General features: G+C 61.7%; 19 protein-coding genes and 1 tRNA gene. 12 read left to right on the forward strand and 8 right to left on the reverse strand.

From position 1 onward, the window contains the following. On the forward strand, positions 1-619 hold a 619-nt coding region (locus tag MRY84_RS13635), incomplete at its 5' end, for a 4-hydroxythreonine-4-phosphate dehydrogenase PdxA (protein ID WP_291506258.1). Between the two features lie 79 nt (positions 620-698). On the opposite strand, the gene mscL is transcribed toward MRY84_RS13635, so the two are convergent. After that, the gene (mscL, locus tag MRY84_RS13640; RefSeq protein ID WP_291506259.1) at positions 699-1,130 is read right to left on the reverse strand and encodes a large conductance mechanosensitive channel protein MscL; all 432 of its coding nucleotides are present in this window, start codon (positions 1,128-1,130) and stop codon (positions 699-701) included. A 144-nt stretch (positions 1,131-1,274) separates the two neighbouring features. Here mscL and petA point away from each other — a divergent pair, with 144 nt between their 5' ends. The 6 genes from petA (at position 1,275) to MRY84_RS13670 (ending at position 5,527) form a co-directional block, all read left to right on the forward strand. Next, positions 1,275-1,871 carry a ubiquinol-cytochrome c reductase iron-sulfur subunit gene (petA, locus tag MRY84_RS13645; RefSeq protein ID WP_142148162.1) on the forward strand — a complete coding sequence of 199 codons (597 nt, stop codon included), beginning with the start codon at positions 1,275-1,277 and terminating at the stop codon, positions 1,869-1,871. Between the two features lie 11 nt (positions 1,872-1,882). Next, positions 1,883-3,295, forward strand: a complete 1,413-nt coding sequence (locus MRY84_RS13650; RefSeq protein ID WP_291506260.1) for a cytochrome bc complex cytochrome b subunit — start codon at positions 1,883-1,885, stop codon at positions 3,293-3,295. Positions 3,296-3,314: 19 nt separating this feature from the next. Then, positions 3,315-4,073, forward strand: coding sequence for a cytochrome c1 (locus tag MRY84_RS13655; protein WP_291506261.1), 759 nt, complete (start codon positions 3,315-3,317; stop codon positions 4,071-4,073). Between the two features lie 107 nt (positions 4,074-4,180). Next, entirely contained in the window at positions 4,181-4,792 is a 612-nt protein-coding gene (locus tag MRY84_RS13660) for a glutathione S-transferase N-terminal domain-containing protein (protein WP_007854512.1), read from the forward strand. Between the two features lie 50 nt (positions 4,793-4,842). Next, entirely contained in the window at positions 4,843-5,400 is a 558-nt protein-coding gene (locus tag MRY84_RS13665) for a ClpXP protease specificity-enhancing factor (protein WP_291506262.1), read from the forward strand. Between the two features lie 51 nt (positions 5,401-5,451). After that, a tRNA-Thr gene (locus tag MRY84_RS13670) sits at positions 5,452-5,527 on the forward strand. Between the two features lie 55 nt (positions 5,528-5,582). On the opposite strand, the gene MRY84_RS13675 is transcribed toward MRY84_RS13670, so the two are convergent. Continuing rightward, on the reverse strand, positions 5,583-5,882 hold the full coding sequence (locus tag MRY84_RS13675) for a hypothetical protein (protein WP_291506263.1): 300 nt from the start codon (positions 5,880-5,882) through the stop codon (positions 5,583-5,585). Between the two features lie 31 nt (positions 5,883-5,913). Here MRY84_RS13675 and MRY84_RS13680 point away from each other — a divergent pair, with 31 nt between their 5' ends. From MRY84_RS13680 to MRY84_RS13700, 5 genes are all read left to right on the forward strand, one after another. After that, complete coding sequence (locus MRY84_RS13680) at positions 5,914-6,909, forward strand: M23 family metallopeptidase (protein WP_291506264.1); 996 nt, start codon at positions 5,914-5,916, stop codon at positions 6,907-6,909. A gap of 136 nt (positions 6,910-7,045) precedes the next feature. Then, positions 7,046-9,802 (forward strand): preprotein translocase subunit SecA, encoded by a 2,757-nt coding sequence (secA, locus tag MRY84_RS13685; RefSeq protein ID WP_291506265.1) that lies wholly within the window; start codon positions 7,046-7,048, stop codon positions 9,800-9,802. A gap of 161 nt (positions 9,803-9,963) precedes the next feature. Next, complete coding sequence (gene argJ, locus MRY84_RS13690; RefSeq protein ID WP_291506266.1) at positions 9,964-11,202, forward strand: bifunctional glutamate N-acetyltransferase/amino-acid acetyltransferase ArgJ; 1,239 nt, start codon at positions 9,964-9,966, stop codon at positions 11,200-11,202. Between the two features lie 56 nt (positions 11,203-11,258). Then, a complete protein-coding gene (locus MRY84_RS13695; RefSeq protein WP_291506267.1) occupies positions 11,259-12,125 on the forward strand; it encodes an ATP-binding protein in 867 nt (288 codons plus the stop codon). Between the two features lie 135 nt (positions 12,126-12,260). Continuing rightward, entirely contained in the window at positions 12,261-12,716 is a 456-nt protein-coding gene (locus MRY84_RS13700) for an NUDIX domain-containing protein (protein WP_291506268.1), read from the forward strand. A gap of 73 nt (positions 12,717-12,789) precedes the next feature. Here the strand turns inward: MRY84_RS13700 and MRY84_RS13705 are convergent, their stop codons facing one another. From MRY84_RS13705 to MRY84_RS13730, 6 genes are all read right to left on the reverse strand, one after another. Next, positions 12,790-13,008: a DNA gyrase inhibitor YacG gene (locus MRY84_RS13705; protein WP_291506269.1), complete on the reverse strand. Its 219-nt coding sequence runs from the start codon at positions 13,006-13,008 to the stop codon at positions 12,790-12,792. 48 nt (positions 13,009-13,056) lie between these two features. Further along, positions 13,057-13,812, reverse strand: a complete 756-nt coding sequence (gene zapD / locus MRY84_RS13710) for a cell division protein ZapD (RefSeq protein ID WP_291506270.1) — start codon at positions 13,810-13,812, stop codon at positions 13,057-13,059. An 85-nt stretch (positions 13,813-13,897) separates the two neighbouring features. Further along, the gene (coaE, locus tag MRY84_RS13715; RefSeq protein ID WP_291506271.1) at positions 13,898-14,518 is read right to left on the reverse strand and encodes a dephospho-CoA kinase; all 621 of its coding nucleotides are present in this window, start codon (positions 14,516-14,518) and stop codon (positions 13,898-13,900) included. Between the two features lie 3 nt (positions 14,519-14,521). Further along, positions 14,522-15,397 (reverse strand): A24 family peptidase, encoded by an 876-nt coding sequence (locus MRY84_RS13720; protein WP_291506272.1) that lies wholly within the window; start codon positions 15,395-15,397, stop codon positions 14,522-14,524. Further along, positions 15,397-16,617 carry a type II secretion system F family protein gene (locus MRY84_RS13725; protein ID WP_291506273.1) on the reverse strand — a complete coding sequence of 407 codons (1,221 nt, stop codon included), beginning with the start codon at positions 16,615-16,617 and terminating at the stop codon, positions 15,397-15,399. Before MRY84_RS13725 ends, MRY84_RS13720 begins: the two co-directional genes overlap by 1 nt. Positions 16,618-16,637: 20 nt before the next feature. Then, on the reverse strand, positions 16,638-17,627 hold a 990-nt coding region (locus MRY84_RS13730), incomplete at its 5' end, for an ATPase, T2SS/T4P/T4SS family (protein ID WP_291506274.1).

Here is a 17,627-nt window from a genome sequence, read left to right on the forward strand (position 1 = left end):
CGAGCTGCTGCAGGCCGAGGCGGCTGCACACCGCGGAGTGGCCCTGGCGCAGATGCCGGTGCGCATGATGCTGGCCAGCGACGAACTGCGCACCGTGCTGGTCAGCATTCACGTTTCGCTGCGCGACGCCATTGCCGCCGTGACGGTGGACAACGTCCAGCAGACACTGCAGATCACGCACGCAGCCTTGCTGCGCAGTCTGGGGCGGGCGCCGCGCATAGCGGTGGCAGGGCTCAATCCCCATGCGGGGGAGGGCGGGTTGTTTGGTAGCGAGGAGGTCGAGGTGATTGCGCCCGCCATCGCCGCCGCGCGCGCGCAGGGCCTGAATGTGCACGGCCCCTTCGCGCCCGATACGGTGTTCATGCGCGCGCGCAGCACGCCAGAGCGCCCTGGGGAGTTCGATGTGGTGATCGCCATGTACCACGATCAGGGACTCATCCCTGTGAAGTACCTCGGCGTGGACAAGGGGGTGAATGTGACGCTGGGCCTGCCCTTGGTGCGCACCAGCCCTGACCACGGCACCGCGTTCGACATCGCTGGACAGGGGGTGGCCGATGCTGCGAGCCTGGTTGAGGCGGTGCGCATGGCCCGGGCCCTCAGCCTGGAGCCGCAGGGCTGACCCAGTCGCGGCCACGCCGCCCGTCTTGGCCATCCGCCACGCGTCGCGCGTGCTGTGCGGAGGCGACGCCTTCGCGGGGTTATTTTTTCAAGCTATCCCTGATTTCGCGCAACAAAACAATATCTTCCGGCGGCGCTGCAGGTGCCGCTGGTGCGGGCTCGGGGGCCTCGCGCTTGAGGCGGTTGATCTGCTTGATCATCACGAAAATGATGAACGCCAGAATCAGGAAATTAACGGCCACGGTCAGAAAATTGCCATAGGCAAACACGGGCACGCCCGCCTTCTTGAGCGCATCCAGTGTCATGGCCGTTCCTGGCGGCACGGAGCCCAGCACCACGAAGAGATTGGAAAAATCGAGCTTTCCAAACACCAGACCCACCACCGGCATGATCAGGTCGGACACCACGGAGTCCACGATTTTTCCGAATGCCCCGCCAATGATCACGCCCACGGCGAGGTCGATCACGTTGCCCTTGATCGCAAATTCCCTGAACTCCTTCATCATCCCCATGCCTTGCTCCTTGAGTGATTCACCAGCGTGAGTATTGCCCGGCGCAGAGCCCTGTCAAGCCGCTCGCGCGCTATCGAATACCCATTTTCACTCCGCTACAATTCGCGGTTGACCCAACAATAGCGATGTTTACCGAGGATCCCCATGAGTGACACACCAGTCGACACCAGTAAAAGGACGTGGCTGATTGCGTCCGGATGTGCCGGTGCCGCTGGCGGAGTGGCCGTAGCCGTGCCGTTCGTCAGCAGTTTCCAGCCTTCGGAAAAAGCCAGAGCAGCTGGCGCCGCTGTGGAGGTGGATATTTCCACCCTGCAGCCCGGCGAGAAGCTGACCGTCGAGTGGCGCGGCAAGCCCGTGTGGATCCTCAAGCGCACGCCCCAGCAGCTCGAATCGCTCGCACAGACCGAACCCCAGCTGGCCGACCCCAAGTCGGACCGCAAGACCTACCCCACCCCCGAGTACGCCAAGAACCAGCACCGCTCCATCAAGCCGGAAGTGTTTGTGGGCGTGGGCATCTGTACGCACCTGGGCTGCTCGCCCGGCGACAAGTTCCAGACAGGCCCGCAGCCTTCGCTGCCGGATGACTGGCACGGCGGTTTCCTGTGTGCATGCCATGGCTCCACCTTCGACGTGGCCGGCCGTGTGTTCAAGAACAAGCCGGCGCCCGACAACCTGGAGGTGCCGCCGCACATGTACCTGTCCGACACCGTGCTGTTGATCGGCGAAGACAAGAAGGCCTGAGGGACATCGATATGGCTGAATTCAAGGAAATTTCTCCGAACGCGCCGATGGGTGCCAAGGTCACCAACTGGTTCGAGAACCGGTTCCCGACCGCTTTTGACGCCTACAAGGTCCACATGTCGGAGTACTACGCTCCGAAGAACTTCAACTTCTGGTACATCTTCGGCTCCCTGGCGCTGGTGGTGCTCGTGATCCAGATCGTGACCGGCATTTTCCTGGTCATGCACTACAAGCCCGATGCCAACCTGGCGTTCGCTTCGGTCGAGTACATCATGCGCGATGTACCCTGGGGCTGGCTGATCCGCTACATGCACTCCACGGGGGCCTCGGCTTTCTTTGTGGTGGTCTATCTGCACATGTTCCGCGGCCTCATCTACGGCAGCTACCGCAAACCGCGCGAGCTGGTCTGGATCTTCGGTTGCGCCATCTTCCTGTGCCTCATGGCAGAGGCCTTCATGGGCTACCTGCTGCCCTGGGGCCAGATGTCGTACTGGGGCGCCCAGGTGATCGTGAACCTGTTTGCTGCCATCCCCTTCATCGGTCCCGACCTGGCCTTGCTGATCCGTGGCGACTTCGTGGTGGGCGATGCAACCTTGAACCGCTTCTTCAGCTTCCACGTGATCGCCGTGCCGCTGGTGCTGCTGGGCCTGGTGGTGGCGCACTTGCTGGCGCTGCATGATGTGGGTTCCAACAACCCCGACGGCGTGGAAATCAAGGGGCCCCAGGCGCCCAAGGATGCCAACGGCAAGCCCCTGGATGGCGTGCCCTTCCATCCCTACTACACGGTGCACGACATCTTTGCACTGAGCATGTTCCTGCTGGCCTTCTCTGCGGTGGTGTTCTTTGCCCCCGAGTTTGGCGGCTACTTCCTCGAGTACAACAACTTCATCCCGGCAGACCCGCTGGTCACCCCGCTGCACATCGCACCCGTCTGGTACTTCACGCCCTTCTATTCGATGCTGCGTGCCATCACTTCCGAGATGATGTACGTGCTGGTGCTCTGCGTGCTGGCTGGCGCGGCGTTTGGCGTGTTCAAGGCCAAGCTGCCCAGCTTCGTCAAGGTCGGCATTGCTGTGGCGGCCGCGGTGGCCGTGGTCCTGATGCTCGCCATTGATGCCAAGTTCTGGGGTGTGGTGACCATGGGCGGTGCCGTGATCATCCTCTTCTTCCTCCCCTGGCTGGACCACAGCCCCGTGAAGTCGATCCGCTACCGCCCGACCTGGCACAAGTACCTGTATGCGGTATTTGTCGTCATCTTCCTGATCCTGGGCTACCTGGGTGTTCAGCCGCCATCGCCCATCGGCGAGCGGGTGTCGCAAGCAGGTACGCTGTTTTACTTCGGCTTCTTCCTGCTGATGCCGTGGTGGAGCCGCATTGGCGAGCCCAAGGCGGTGCCGGACCGTGTGACCTATGTGGCGCACTGAGCCCCAGGAGATAACAACAATGAAGAAAATCATCCTCACGCTGGTGGCTGCCCTCGGGCTGGCCGCAGGGTCCGCGTTTGCTGCGGGCGGTGGTATGGCGCTGGACAAGGCGCCGGTCAAGACCAACGATCTCGCTTCGCTGCAAAACGGCGCCAAGATCTTTGTCAACTACTGCCTGAACTGTCACTCTGCTGCGTTCATGCGGTTCAACCGCTTGAAGGACATCGGCCTGACCGACCAGCAGATCAAGGACAACCTTCTCTTCACCACGGAAAAAGTGGGCGAGACCATGAAGGCGGCCATTGATCCCAAGCAGGCAAAGGCTTGGTTTGGCGCCAACCCGCCGGACCTGACAGTGATCGCACGGTCTCGCGCGAGCTCTGCAGGTTCGGGCGCCGACTACCTCTACACGTATCTGCGCACTTACTACCGCGACGAAACCAAGCCCACGGGCTGGAACAATCTCGTGTTCCCCAACGTGGGCATGCCCCACGTGCTGTGGGAACTGCAGGGTGAACGCCGCCCGGTGTTTGAAGAGCACGAAAGCCACGGGCACAAGACCCAGGTCTTCAAGGGCTGGGAACAAGTGAAGCCCGGTACCATGACGCCGCTGCAGTTCGATCAGACCGTTGGCGACCTGGTGAACTACATGCAATGGATGGGCGAGCCTGCGCAGAACACGCGCCGCCGCGTGGGCGTGTGGGTGCTGATCTTCCTCGGTGTGTTCACCGTGATTGCCTGGAGGCTGAACGCAGCCTTCTGGAAGGACGTGAAGTAAGCCGCGATCTTCCGTATCCATCGCAGCACCCCTCGGGGTGCGATTGGGTTTTTTGCAGAGTGGGCGCTTTTGGCGTCCCACTCTTTTGATTTTTAGGAGCCTCCACCATGATGGTGCTTTATTCGGGTACGACCTGTCCCTTCTCCCACCGCTGCCGTTTTGTCCTGTTCGAAAAGGGCATGGATTTTGAAATCCGCGATGTGGACCTGTACAACAAGCCCGAAGATATCAGTGTGATGAACCCTTACGGCCAGGTACCGATCCTGGTCGAACGCGACCTGATCCTGTACGAGTCGAACATCATCAACGAGTACATCGACGAGCGCTTCCCCCATCCGCAGCTGATGCCCGGCGACCCAGTGGACCGTGCCCGCGTGCGCCTGTTCCTGCTCAACTTCGAGAAGGAACTGTTCGTGCACGTGAACATCCTTGAATCGCGTGCCACCAAGGGCAATGAAAAAGCCCTGGAGAAAGCCCGCGCCCACATCCGCGACCGCCTGACGCAGCTGGCGCCCGTGTTCCTCAAGAACAAGTACATGCTGGGCGACAACTTCTCGATGCTCGACGTGGCCATTGCTCCGCTGCTGTGGCGCCTGGACTACTATGGCATCGACCTGTCCAAGAATGCGGCACCGCTGCTTAAGTACGCAGAGCGCATCTTCTCGCGTCCTGCCTACATCGAAGCGTTGACCCCGTCCGAAAAGGTTATGCGCAAGTAATCTGCGGCCTTCGCTGTCTCCTCATTCTCGGCACAGATGCCTTTGCCCTCATGACCGCACCGGAACCCACCTCCACGCGACCTTATCTCATTCGTGCGCTGTACGAATGGTGCACCGACAACGGCTTCACACCGTATGTCGCGGTGCGTGTGGACGAGTCGGTTCAGGTGCCGCGCGAGTACGTGAAGGATGGGGAAATTGTCCTGAACATCAGCTTTGACGCGACCAGCGCGCTGCAGCTGGGTAATGATTTCATCGAGTTCAAGGCCCGGTTTGGAGGCAAGCCACGTGAGATCCTGGTGCCCGTCGGGCGCGTCATCGCAATCTATGCCCGTGAGAACGGCCAAGGCATGGCGTTTCCGCCGCCCACGGATGTGCTGACGGCACCTGCAGGGGCCGCCTCGGCAGGTGCGATGGCGCCGGTGTTGGGTGATTCGCTGCCATCTTCAGCTGCATCCGCCATGCCTGGTGCTGCGTCTGTCGCGGACGAGCGGGTGGTGCAACTCGTCGCGACCGACGAGGGAAAGAAGGATGGCGACGGTGGGGACGCGCCGCGTCCGCCGCCGGTGGGGGGCGGTGCACGCCCCTCGCTCAAGCGCGTCAAATAGGATCGCTGCTTTTTCTGAAGGCTGGCTTTTCCACGATAAAATGCAGTCTTCGCCGGTTTAGCTCAGTTGGTAGAGCACCCGCCTTGTAAGCGGTAGGTCGTCAGTTCGATTCCGACAACCGGCACCACAGGTGTCCCTTTCTTTCTTCTCCCTTCCGCATTCGCCGCGCCTGGCATTGATCGTCAGGTTTGTACTTTCAGGCGAATCGCGTTAACCTCCCACCCCCGACTGCGCAAGTGGGCCTGCAACGCAGGCAGCAACTGACGTATTTTTGCCGCAGCGGCATTGCTCTTGACCAGCAGGCACCAGGAGTCTCCATCGATGGGACCAGCCTGTACGGATGGGCGCAATGCGGAGGGGATCAGCATTTCAATGGCCTTGAGCCGATCGCTGGAATCGCGTGTCAGCGCAGCGAGCTTGGCCAGTGTGGGAGATTCCTCGCTGGCTTGCTGCAGGGTGACGGCGTAGTGGCGGCGGTTCATGGCGTGCGTCTTTGGGCGTGGGGAATTTCTAGTGCATTTGATTATCACGGACGCCTGGCTGGCGCGCAGCCGGGCCATTCATCTGTCTGGCACACGGTTGGTTCTCGCGGGGTTGGGGCTGTCGCTCTGCTTGATGCTGGTGGCCGCTACGTTGTACCACTGGGTGTTTCTCAAGGGCGCGCGTGAAGGCTGGCCCATCGTCGGCTCCCTGGTGCGATTGGTCGTCAAGGATGAGTTTGCCGAACGTGACCGATTCATGCGGGCCAATCTGGACGCCATGGCCCGCCGCGTGGGCGAAATGCAGGCGCGCATGGTGCAGCTGGAATCGCTGGGCGACCGGGTCATGGGCCTGGCCGGCATGGCCCCCTCGGACATCCAGAAGGCCGATGCGCGCGGTGGCGTGCTGGTCAGCGCGCGCGACCTGTCCATGGAGGAGCTGCAGTCCACCCTCGATGAGCTCGAGCGCCTGACCAACCAGCGCGTGGATCTGATGACGGTGCTCGAGTCGCGCCTGTTCGACCAGCACATCCGCAAGAAGATGATTCCCACGCATGCGCCGGTGACCGGCCGCGCGCCGGGTTCGGCCTTCGGTTGGCGGGTGGACCCGATCACCGGGCAATCAGCCCTCCACACCGGCCTCGATTTCCAGGCCGATACTGGCACGCCCATCCTCGCGGCGGCTGGCGGTGTGGTGGTGACACAGGAATACCATCCCGCCTACGGCAACATGATCGAGGTGGACCATGGCAATCAACTGGTCACGCGCTATGCGCACGCGTCGCGCACCTTGGTCGAGCAGGGCGATATCGTCAAGCGCGGGCAGAAGATTGCGGAAGTGGGCACGACCGGGCGTTCGACCGGGCCGCATCTGCACTTTGAAGTTCTGGTTCAGGGGGTCTTCCAGGATCCGCAGAAGTTTCTGAGTGCGGGTGGTTCCGCCCCTTCATCGGCACCCGGGCCGCAAGTCGCTTCCATCCAGCCTCGCGCTTCGCCGGGCCAGCCGGCTCCGCCCACAGCGGGCAGGTAAAATCGCGGGTCCGGCGTTCACTGCGCAGGGTTGCAGCGCTTGCAATCCGTGGCGGTGAGCCCCACCTGAACTCAATTCATCTTAGGGATTTCGGTCGCTCGGCGCGCTGGTTGCAGCGGCGAGCGATCCAGTTCGCATGGCCACCAACTTCCTCACCAAACTATTCGGCAGCCGCAACGACCGGCTCCTCAAGCAGTACCGCAAGACGGTGTCCCGCATCAATGCGATGGAGCCGGAGTACGAGAAGCTGTCGGACGAGCAGCTCCAGGCCAAGACGCAGGAGTTCAAGGAGCGTGTAGCCAAGGGGGAGTCGCTGGACAGCATCCTTCCAGAGGCGTTTGCCGTGGTCCGAGAAGGCTCCAAGCGCATCATGAAGATGCGCCACTTCGACGTGCAGCTGCTGGGCGGCATGGCCCTTCACTACGGCAAGATCTCCGAAATGCGCACGGGCGAGGGCAAGACCCTCACCGCCACGCTGCCGGTGTACCTCAATGCGCTGTCGGGCAAGGGCGTACACGTGGTGACCGTGAACGACTACCTGGCCAACCGCGATGCACAGTGGATGGGCCGGCTGTACAACTTCCTGGGCCTTACTGTGGGTATCAACCTGCCCAACATGCCCCGCGAGCAAAAGCAGGAAGCCTATCGCGCCGACATCACGTACGGCACGAACAACGAATACGGCTTCGATTACCTGCGCGACAACATGGTCTACGAGGCTGGAGACCGTGTGCAGCAAGGGCTGAACTACGCCATCGTGGACGAAGTGGACTCCATCCTGATCGACGAGGCGCGTACGCCCCTGATCATCAGCGGCCAGGCCGAGGACCACACGGCGATGTACATCGCGATGAACAAGGTCGTGCCGCTGCTGGTTCGCCAGGAAGGTGAAGCTGACCCGCGCACGGGCGAGGGCGTCACCAAGCCCGGCGACTTCACTGTCGACGAGAAGACGCACCAGGTCTTCCTGACCGAACAGGGCCATGAAAGCGCCGAGCGCATCCTGGCCAGCCAGGGGCTGATTGCCGAAGGGGCCTCGGTGTACGACCCGGCCAACATCACGCTGATGCACCACCTGTATGCGGCGCTGCGTGCCAACCACCTCTACCACCGCGACCAGCACTATGTGGTGCAAAACGGCGAGATCGTGATCGTGGACGAGTTCACCGGCCGCCTGATGTCGGGCCGCCGCTGGAGCGAAGGCCTGCACCAGGCCGTGGAAGCCAAGGAAGGCGTGAACATCCAGGCAGAGAACCAGACACTCGCCTCCATCACCTTCCAGAACTACTTCCGCCTGTACAGCAAGCTTGCTGGCATGACCGGCACGGCCGATACCGAAGCCTACGAATTCCAGGAAATTTACGGCCTCGAGACCGTGGTGATTCCGCCGAATCGCCCGAGCAAGCGCGACGACCAGCTCGATCGCGTGTACAAGACCACGCGCGAGAAGTACGAAGCCGCGATCAAGGACATCCGTGAATGCCACGAGCGCGGCCAGCCCGTGCTGGTGGGTACCACGTCGATCGAGAACTCCGAAATCATCGACCAGCTCCTGAACAAGGAAGGCCTGCCGCACCAAGTGCTCAACGCCAAGCAGCACGCCCGCGAGGCCGATATCGTGGCGCAGGCGGGCCGCGAAGGCATGATCACCATCGCCACCAACATGGCGGGTCGGGGGACTGACATCGTGCTGGGTGGCAACATCGAGAAGGATGTGGCAGCCATCGAGGCGGATGAGTCCCTGTCGGAATCCGAGCGCACCGCCAAGGTCGCTGCGCTTCGCGAGCAGTGGAAGGCAGATCACGAGAAGGTCAAGGCGCTGGGTGGCCTGCGCATCATCGCCACCGAGCGGCACGAGTCCCGCCGCATCGACAACCAACTGCGCGGCCGCTCGGGCCGCCAGGGCGACCCCGGCTCGTCGCGCTTCTACCTGAGTCTTGATGATTCGCTGATGCGCATCTTCGCGGGCGATCGCGTCAAGGCCATCATGGATCGCCTGAAGATGCCCGACGGCGAAGCCATCGAAGCCGGCATTGTCACGCGCAGCATCGAGTCCGCCCAGCGCAAGGTCGAAGCCCGAAACTTCGACATTCGCAAGCAGCTGCTCGAATACGACGACGTGTCCAACGATCAGCGCAAGGTGATCTACCAGCAGCGCAACGACATCCTGGACGCCGCCGACCTGTCTGACGTGATCGCTGCCATGCGCGAAGACTGCATGACCGATCTCGTGCGCCAGTACGTGCCTGCCGAATCCGTAGAAGAGCAATGGGACCTGGCCACGCTGGAAAAAGTGCTGGCGGACGAGTGGCAGGTGTCGATTGCCCTGCAGCAGCTGGTGCAGGGTTCCAGCGCCATCACCGACGACGAAATCCTGGAAAAAGTGCTCGCCGCAGCCCATGCGTCCTTCGACGCCAAGGTGGCGCAAGTGGGCCGCGAGAATTTCACACAGTTCGAGCGCATGGTGTTGCTGCAGAGCTTCGACTCCAACTGGCGCGACCACCTCTCCGCGCTGGATTACCTGCGCCAGGGCATCCACCTGCGCGGCTATGCGCAGAAGCAGCCCAAGCAGGAATACAAGCGCGAGGCGTTCGAGCTGTTCCGCCAACTGATCGATCAGGTCAAGAACGAGGTCACGAAGATCCTCATGACCGTGCAGGTGCAGTCGCAGGCGCAGCTGGACCAGGCGGCCCAGGAAATGGAAAGCCGTGGCGAAAGTATCGCCAACGTGACCTACACGGCGCCCACGGAAACTGGCGAGGTGGAAACCACCGCAGAGGCACCGTCGGGCGGTGGCCTGGCGTTGCCCGAGGGCGTGCGCGTGGGCCGCAACGATCCCTGCCCTTGCGGCAGTGGCAAGAAGTACAAGCAGTGCCACGGCAAGTTGGCTTGAGAATGCTCTCGGCCTGTGCGCAGCGGGGCCCGGGCCGTCGCTGCGTGCCGCAGCCGTGATTGCTTGATCTCCCATGCACGGGCTACGGCCCGTGTTTTCATTGGCGCGCCACGGTTTTCCGCATAATCGGCCGCAGTTGTCATCAGAAAGGCTTCGTCTCCATGCCTGTCCATCTCGTCGCCCCCAATGCCTCCGATCTGCACCCCATTGCCGGTGTGCGCATCGGCGTGGCTGAAGCCGGTGTCCGCAAAGCCAACCGCAAAGACCTCACCGTGTTCCTGCTGGATGAAGGTGCCAGCGTGGCCGGTGTGTTCACGCAAAACCGCTTTTGTGCCGCACCCGTGCAGATCAGCCGGGAGCATTTGGCCCAACAGGAAAAAGGCCTGCCGATCCGTGCCATGGTGATCAACACCGGCAACGCCAATGCTGGCACTGGCGCGGATGGCCTGGCGCGCGCACGCTCCACCTGCGTGGCGCTGGCCCGTCAGCTAGGTGTGGCGCCCGAGCAGATCCTGCCGTTCTCGACTGGCGTGATCATGGAGCCGCTGCCGAATGACCGCATTGAAGCCGGCCTGCCCGCTGCAATTGCCGATGCGCAGCCCGGTCACTGGGCCCGCGCGGCCGAGGGCATCATGACCACGGATACGCTGCCCAAGGCTTTCTCTGCCCAGGCACAGGTCGGCGGCGTGACGGTGTCCATCACGGGCATCAGCAAAGGCGCGGGCATGATCCGGCCCAACATGGCGACCATGCTGGGATTCATGGCCACGGACGCCTGCGTGGCACCGGCGGTGATGCAGCAGCTGGCCCGCGAACTGGCCGATGGCTCGTTCAATCGCGTGACCATCGATGGAGATACCTCCACCAATGATTCCTTCGTGGTGGTGGCCACCAACAAGGCCACGCATGCGCCCATCACTTCGCTGGCCAGTGCCGAGGGCCAAGCGCTCAAAGCGGCGATGTTGGCGGTGGCGCAAAAGCTGGCCCAGGCCATCGTGCGCGATGGGGAGGGTGCAACCAAGTTCATCACCGTGCAGGTCGAGGGTGGCAAGACGGGCGAGGAGTGCCGCAAGGTGGCCTATGCCATCGCCCACTCGCCTCTGGTTAAGACCGCGTTCTATGCCAGCGATCCGAACCTGGGCCGCATCCTCGCGGCGGTGGGCTACGCAGGCATCGGCGACCTCGACCAGACCGGGATTGACCTGTACCTGGACGACGTGCATGTGGCGATCCAGGGCGGCCGCAACCCGGCCTACCGCGAGGAAGACGGCCAGCGCGTGATGAAGCAAAGCGAGATCACGGTGCGTGTGCTGCTGGGCCGGGGCGAGGCCTCCGACACGGTGTGGACCTGCGATTTCAGCCATGAGTACGTCACCATCAACGCGGACTACCGTTCGTAGGATTGCTCTTGTTTTGATAGCTACTTGCGCTGGATGAATCAGCGCCAGGGCCCGAAATGAATCAAAAGTTTGACCATCTGATCGCTCGTGCCGAGCAACTGATCGCCCGCATTGAAGCCGTGCTGCCCCAGCCCCTCGGAGCGCCGGAGTGGAAGGCGTCGGTGGCCTGGCGTTACCGCAAGCGCAGCAGCGGGCACGGCACCCTGGAGCCTGTGCGCCACATCGGCACGATGCAACTGGCCGATCTCAAGGAGATCGATGGCCAAAAGGAAAAGATCCGGCGCAATACCGAGCAGTTTGTGCAAGGCAGGCCCGCCAACAACGTGCTGCTCACAGGGGCGCGCGGCACCGGCAAGTCGTCGCTCATCAAGGCCTGTCTGAATGCCTACGCGGGGCAGGGCCTGCGTTTGATCGAAGTGGACAAGGCGGACCTGGTGGACCTGCCCGACATCGTGGATGTGGTGGCCGAGCGGCCGGAGAAATTCGTCGTTTTCTGCGATGACCTGAGCTTTGAAGACGGCGAGCCTGGGTACAAGGCGCTCAAGTCGATCCTGGATGGATCGGTGGCCGCGGCCACGCCGAATGTGCTGATCTACGCCACCAGCAACCGGCGCCACCTGTTGCCGGAGTACATGGCCGAGAACCTCACCTACACCCACACCGAAGATGGCGAAGTGCATCCCGGCGAAGTGGTGGAGGAGAAAATTTCGCTGTCGGAGCGGTTTGGCATGTGGGTGAGTTTCTATCCCTTCAGTCAGGAGGAATACCTGACCATCGTTGCCCAGTGGCTGGCCTCTTTCGGGGTATCCACGGCCGCGATTGCAGCGGCGCGGCCGGAAGCGCTGGTCTGGGCACTGGAGCGCGGCTCGCGCAGTGGTCGTGTGGCTTACCAGTTTGCGCGTGACTATGCGGGGCGGGCATGAGGAGCTTTCCTCGGAGCCGCTGCCTTCGACTATCGCCGGGAAGGGAAACCACGCCAGGTGGAGTGGCGGCCCTCGCGCGGCGCCCGCTGTTTGGAGCGCCGCGGCGTTCCCCTTCCGGCGCCAGGGAGGTCCAGAATGACTGAGGCACGCAAACACACCGAAGTGGCCGTGGGTATCCTGCTGCGGGACGATGGCGCCATGCTGCTTTCCACGCGCCCCCCGGGCAAGCCCTACGCTGGGTACTGGGAGTTCCCCGGCGGCAAGCTCGAAGCGGGTGAGACCGTGGAGCAGGCGCTGCGCCGGGAGCTGGTGGAAGAGCTGGGCGTGACCATCGGCCCCGCCAGCGTCTGGAAAGTCACGGAACACGACTACCCGCACGCGCTAGTGCGCCTGCATTGGTGCAAGGTCTGGGAATGGTCGGGCGAGTTCGAAATGCGCGAAGGCCAAGCCATGGCATGGCAGCAGATGCCGCTGACGGTGTCTCCGGTACTGCCTGGCGCCTATCCGGTGCTGCAGTGGCTTGCGCAGGAGCGCGGCTTGGCGTGTGCGCCGGAGTTCTCTTTGGGGGCTGCAGGCGTGCTGCAAAATTGATAGCTGCTGGCGCTTGATTGATCAGCGCCGGGGCCCAATTTCTTCCAAATCCCACTGGGGGTGGCAGCTGAGATCAGTGCTGCAGGCGTGGATCCCCGTAGGTCTCGTCTGGGGGCGGTGCTTCGGCCGGCATGCGAAAGTCCTCGCTGGCCCAGGCGCCGAGGTCGATCTGCTTGCAGCGCTCGCTGCAGAACGGACGGTACTTGTTGGCAGGGCTGTAGATGCTGTCACCGCCGCAACTGGGACAGGTGACCACGCGCGAAGACGTGTCAGGCTGCGGGGGCTGGTCCATGCTCGTCATCCTGAAGTTTCTTGCAGTTCCACCGGACTTCCCTGCGGCTCAGGCGCAGAGGGTGAGCTCGAATGCTGCGTCTTCGTTGCTGGCGTGCAGGCGGCCATCGTCTTCCAGCCGCATGAGCCGTACCGAGACGATCAGGCGATTGCCGCTGATTTCGGGAATCAGGTTCAATGCGGGGTCAATTCGCAGCCGCAACAGCTGGAAAGTTCGGCCCGGCGGAAGATTCTGCTGAAACTGGCCCCGCTCCGCCGCCACCTTTTGCGGCACGCCGGAGTCGCGCAGCAGCTTGAGCAGCACATAGATGGACTCGGCCAACGGGGCCAGCGTCGATGCCCACTCTTCGAGCGCCTGCTGGCGCAGGGCCGGTGCATGGTGTTGCCAAGCGTAGTAGGCGGGCAGGTCGAACCCGCAGGTTCCTCCCGGGATGCCCACGCGGCTGCGAATGCTCATCAGCCAGTCGTTTTCCGTGAGCGCATGGCCTGATTTGCCCGACTGGGTGTTGAGTGCCGTGAAACAGCGGTCCAGCTGGGCAATGATGGCGTCCAGTGCCGCCTCGGAAATGGAGGGATTGCCGCGGTAGCTGTCGAGCTGGTGCTTGTGTTTTTCGATGTCCTTGAGCACGTCCGACTTGAGGTCGGCCCGGGCGGCCACGTCCATGATCTCGAAAATCGTGACCAAGGCAAAGTGATGGTCCAGTGCGTGGGCGCGGGGAATCAATTCTCCCAAGCGCCGAAACAACTGCTCAAGCCGCAGATAGGTTCGGAGACGCTCGTTAAAGGGATATTCGTAAAGGATCACGCTGGCGGGTTCCTGGGGCTCAGGGGAGTATTCTGACGCCGGTTGCGCACGGCATGGCAGGAAGGCACAAAAGGTTTCGTTCGCATCATAGCCCGAACAGCCGGGCCAACTGCCGTACCTGTGAACGCAGCTGCTCCAGCGAGCAATCCCTGTCGTTGTTGATGACCGCGTCTGCGACTGCGCGGCGTGCCGGGCGGCTGGCTTGCGATGCCAGGATGCCTTGCACTACCTCGCGAGCCAGCGCGCTACGACGCATGACGCGCTCAATCTGGGTCTCGGCGCAGCAGTCCACCACCAGCACCGCATCCAGCCTGCGTGCCCAGCGGCCTGATTCCACCAGCAAGGGAATGTCGAAAACGATCAGCGGGTGGCCTTGGTCCACGCCCTTCCGGGCCTGGAGGTCACAGTGCAGGGTAACCAGCGGATGAACAATGGCCTCGAGCTGGGCCCGCGCTTCCGGGCGGGTGAACGCCAGTTCGCGCATGCGCGCACGGTCCAGCGCACCGCCGGCGTCAATGAACTGGCTGCCAAAAGCCGCTCGAATGGCTTCTATGGCAGCGCCCTGAGGGGCAGTGAGTTCGCGCGCAATCTGGTCCGCATCCACCATCCCTGCGCCCAGCGCTTGCAGCATGCTGCCCACCGTGCTCTTGCCGCTACCGATGCCGCCCGTCAATCCCAGTCGCAGGGGCCGCTTGCGCGACTGCATCTTTCAGAGTCCCAAGAGGTTCAGCACGGCACCCAGAATCGCCTGCGGCCCGAACACCATGGCCGTGAAGCCTGCCCCGACCAGAAAGGGGCCGAATGGGACATACCCCCCTTCCCGCAGACTGCTGAACACTTTCATGGCGATACCGATCACTGCCCCGATCACCGAGGACATCAGAATGACTGGCACTAGCGCCTGCCATCCAAACCAAGCGCCCAGGGCCGCAAAAAGTTTGAAATCGCCATAGCCCATGCCTTCCTTGCCGGTGGCCAGCTTGAAACCCCAATACACCAGCCACAGCGAAAGATAGCCTGCAGCGGCACCGAAAACCGATGCGAACAAAGGCGTATCGATCCATTGAAGTGCCGATGCCAACAAGCCGGCCCATAGCAGGGGCAGGGTAATGTCGTCGGGCAGCAGCGTCGTGTCCCAGTCGATGAATGCCAGGGCCAGCAGGGCTGCAGAAAAGCCGCACCATGCCAGCGCCGTCGGTGTGAGCCCCCAACGCGAGACGCAAAAGTAGAAGAGCCCGCCTGTCGCCAGCTCAATCAGCGGATACCGAACAGAGATCCGTGCCTTGCAGGCCGAGCAGCGGCCCCGCAGGAACAGGTAGCTGATGACCGGGATGTTCTCGTACCACTGCACCATGTGTCCGCAGGAGGGGCAACGTGAGCGCGGCACCATCAGGTTGAAGGGCTCCTGCACCGGCAGCGGGTCCGCTTCGCCGCCGGAGCTTTCGGCTTGCGCTTCGCGCAGCTCCGCCGCCCAGCGAAGCTCCATCATCTTGGGAAACCGATAGATGACGACGTTGAGAAAGCTACCTATCAAGAGCCCAAATATGCCAGCCAAGGCTGCGTTACCCCAGACCTCGATCCCCATCACACCACTTGGCCAAGTTTGAAGATGGGGAGGTACATGGACACCACGATTCCGCCGATCAGCGTACCCAAGAAGACGATGATGATGGGCTCCATCAGGCTCGACAGGCCGGCAACCATTTCGTCCACTTCCGCTTCATAAAAGTCTGCCGCCTTCCCCAGCATGTGGTCGATCGAACCGGATTCTTCGCCGATGGCGCACATCTGAAGCACCATGGAGGGGAAGATGTTCGCATTCCCCATCGCTGCAGTCAGGCTGGTGCCGGTCGACACTTCCTGCTGGATCTTTTCTGTCGCCATCAGGTAGACGGAGTTACCCGATGCCCCGCCGACCGAGTCCAAGGCTTCCACCAGCGGAACGCCAGCTGCGAACATGGTTGCCAGGGTCCGGGTCCAGCGCGCGACGCATGATTTCTCAATCAGCGCGCCAAAGATGGGCACTTTCAGCAGGATGCGGTCCATGAACATTTGCATTTTTTCGTTTCTTTTCCATGCCTGCATGAAAAAGAAGAAACCACCGCCAATCACGCCAAAGATCAGCCACCACCATTTCACGAATACATCGCTGATCCCCATCACAAACAATGTGGGCGCCGGGAGATCCGCACCAAACGAGGAGAAAACCTCCTTGAAGGCCGGAATCACGAAAATCATGATGATGGTCACCACCACAAATGCCACGATGATCACCGAAATGGGATACATCAAGGCAGATTTGATTTTCGACTTGATGGCCTCAGTCTTTTCCATGTACGTGGCCAGTCGGTCGAGCAGAGCCTCCAGAATACCGGCTGCTTCACCTGCCTCCACCAAGTTGCAGTAAAGGCTGTCGAAATACATCGGGTGCTTGCGGAAGGCCGCGTTCAGCGACGTACCGGTTTCGACATCGGTACGAATATCGTTAAGCAGCTTGGTCACGCTGGCATTGGTGTTACCGCGGCCCACAATATCGAACGACTGGAGCAGGGGCACACCGGCCTTCATCATTGTGGCAAGCTGCCGCGTGAACAAGGCGATATCTTTCGGTTTGATCTTTTTGCCGGACCGCATCCGGCGTTTCTTGATTTTTGTCGGGAAAACGCCTTGGCGCCGGAGCGTGGCCTGTACCTGATTTTCTCCCGCCGCGCGCACTTCACCGCGCACGATCTTTCCGTTGCGGTCCTTGCCTTCCCACTCGAAAACGAAATCCTTGATATCCCTTGATGATGCTGCGGTCGCCATGCTGGTCCCTCTTTGCTCTTTTATTCGTTGGTAACGGCAAGCACTTCTTCCAACGAAGTGAAACCTAGTTTGGCCTTGTAAAGGCCCGATTCGCGGAGTGAGCGAACACCTTCTGCCCTGGCTTGTTCGGCAATCTCCAGAGCGCTTCCGTCGCGCAAGATGATGCGCTGAATCTCCTCTGAAACGGGCATGACTTGGTAGATACCTACACGGCCTTTGTAGCCGTTGTTGCAGGCCGAGCATCCTACGGGACGGTAGGTAACCCAGCTTCCGTCGAGTTCTTCGTCCTTGTACCCTGCTTCCAGCAGCGCCTCGTGGGGGATGTCCGCAGGCACCTTGCATACCGGGCAGAGCCTGCGCGCCAGCCGCTGCGCAGTGATCAAGATCACGCTGGATGCAATATTGAAGGGCGCGATCCCCATGTTCCGCATGCGGGTCAGCGTTGTGGGTGCGTCGTTGGTGTGCAGCGTGGACAAGACCAAATGGCCTGTCTGTGCGGCTTTGATGGAAATATCAGCAGTTTCCAAATCCCGGATTTCACCCACCATGATGATGTCTGGATCTTGCCGCAGGAAGGATTTCAAGGCGACGGCAAAAGTCAAGCCAGCTTTTTCGTTGACGTTGACTTGATTGACGCCCGGCAGGTTGATTTCAGAAGGGTCCTCAGCAGTAGCGATATTGACCCCGGGTTTATTCAGCAGGTTGAGACAGGTGTACAGGGACACCGTCTTGCCCGAGCCCGTGGGCCCCGTCACCAGAATCATCCCGTATGGGCGGCCAATAGCCTCGAGAAGTCGTTCCTTTTCTTCCGGTTCGTATCCCAAAGCGTCAATACCCAGCTTGGCGCTGCTCGGGTCCAGAATACGGATCACGATCTTTTCGCCAAACAAGGTGGGAAGGGTACTGACCCGGAAATCAATGACACGATCCGGACCCACCTTCAGTTTCATCCGCCCATCCTGCGGCACCCGTTTCTCGGAAATATCGAGGCGCGAAATCACCTTGATGCG

The sequence above is a fragment of the Acidovorax sp. genome (genome assembly GCF_022763525.1).
Classification (GTDB): Bacteria; Pseudomonadota; Gammaproteobacteria; order Burkholderiales; family Burkholderiaceae_C; genus Acidovorax.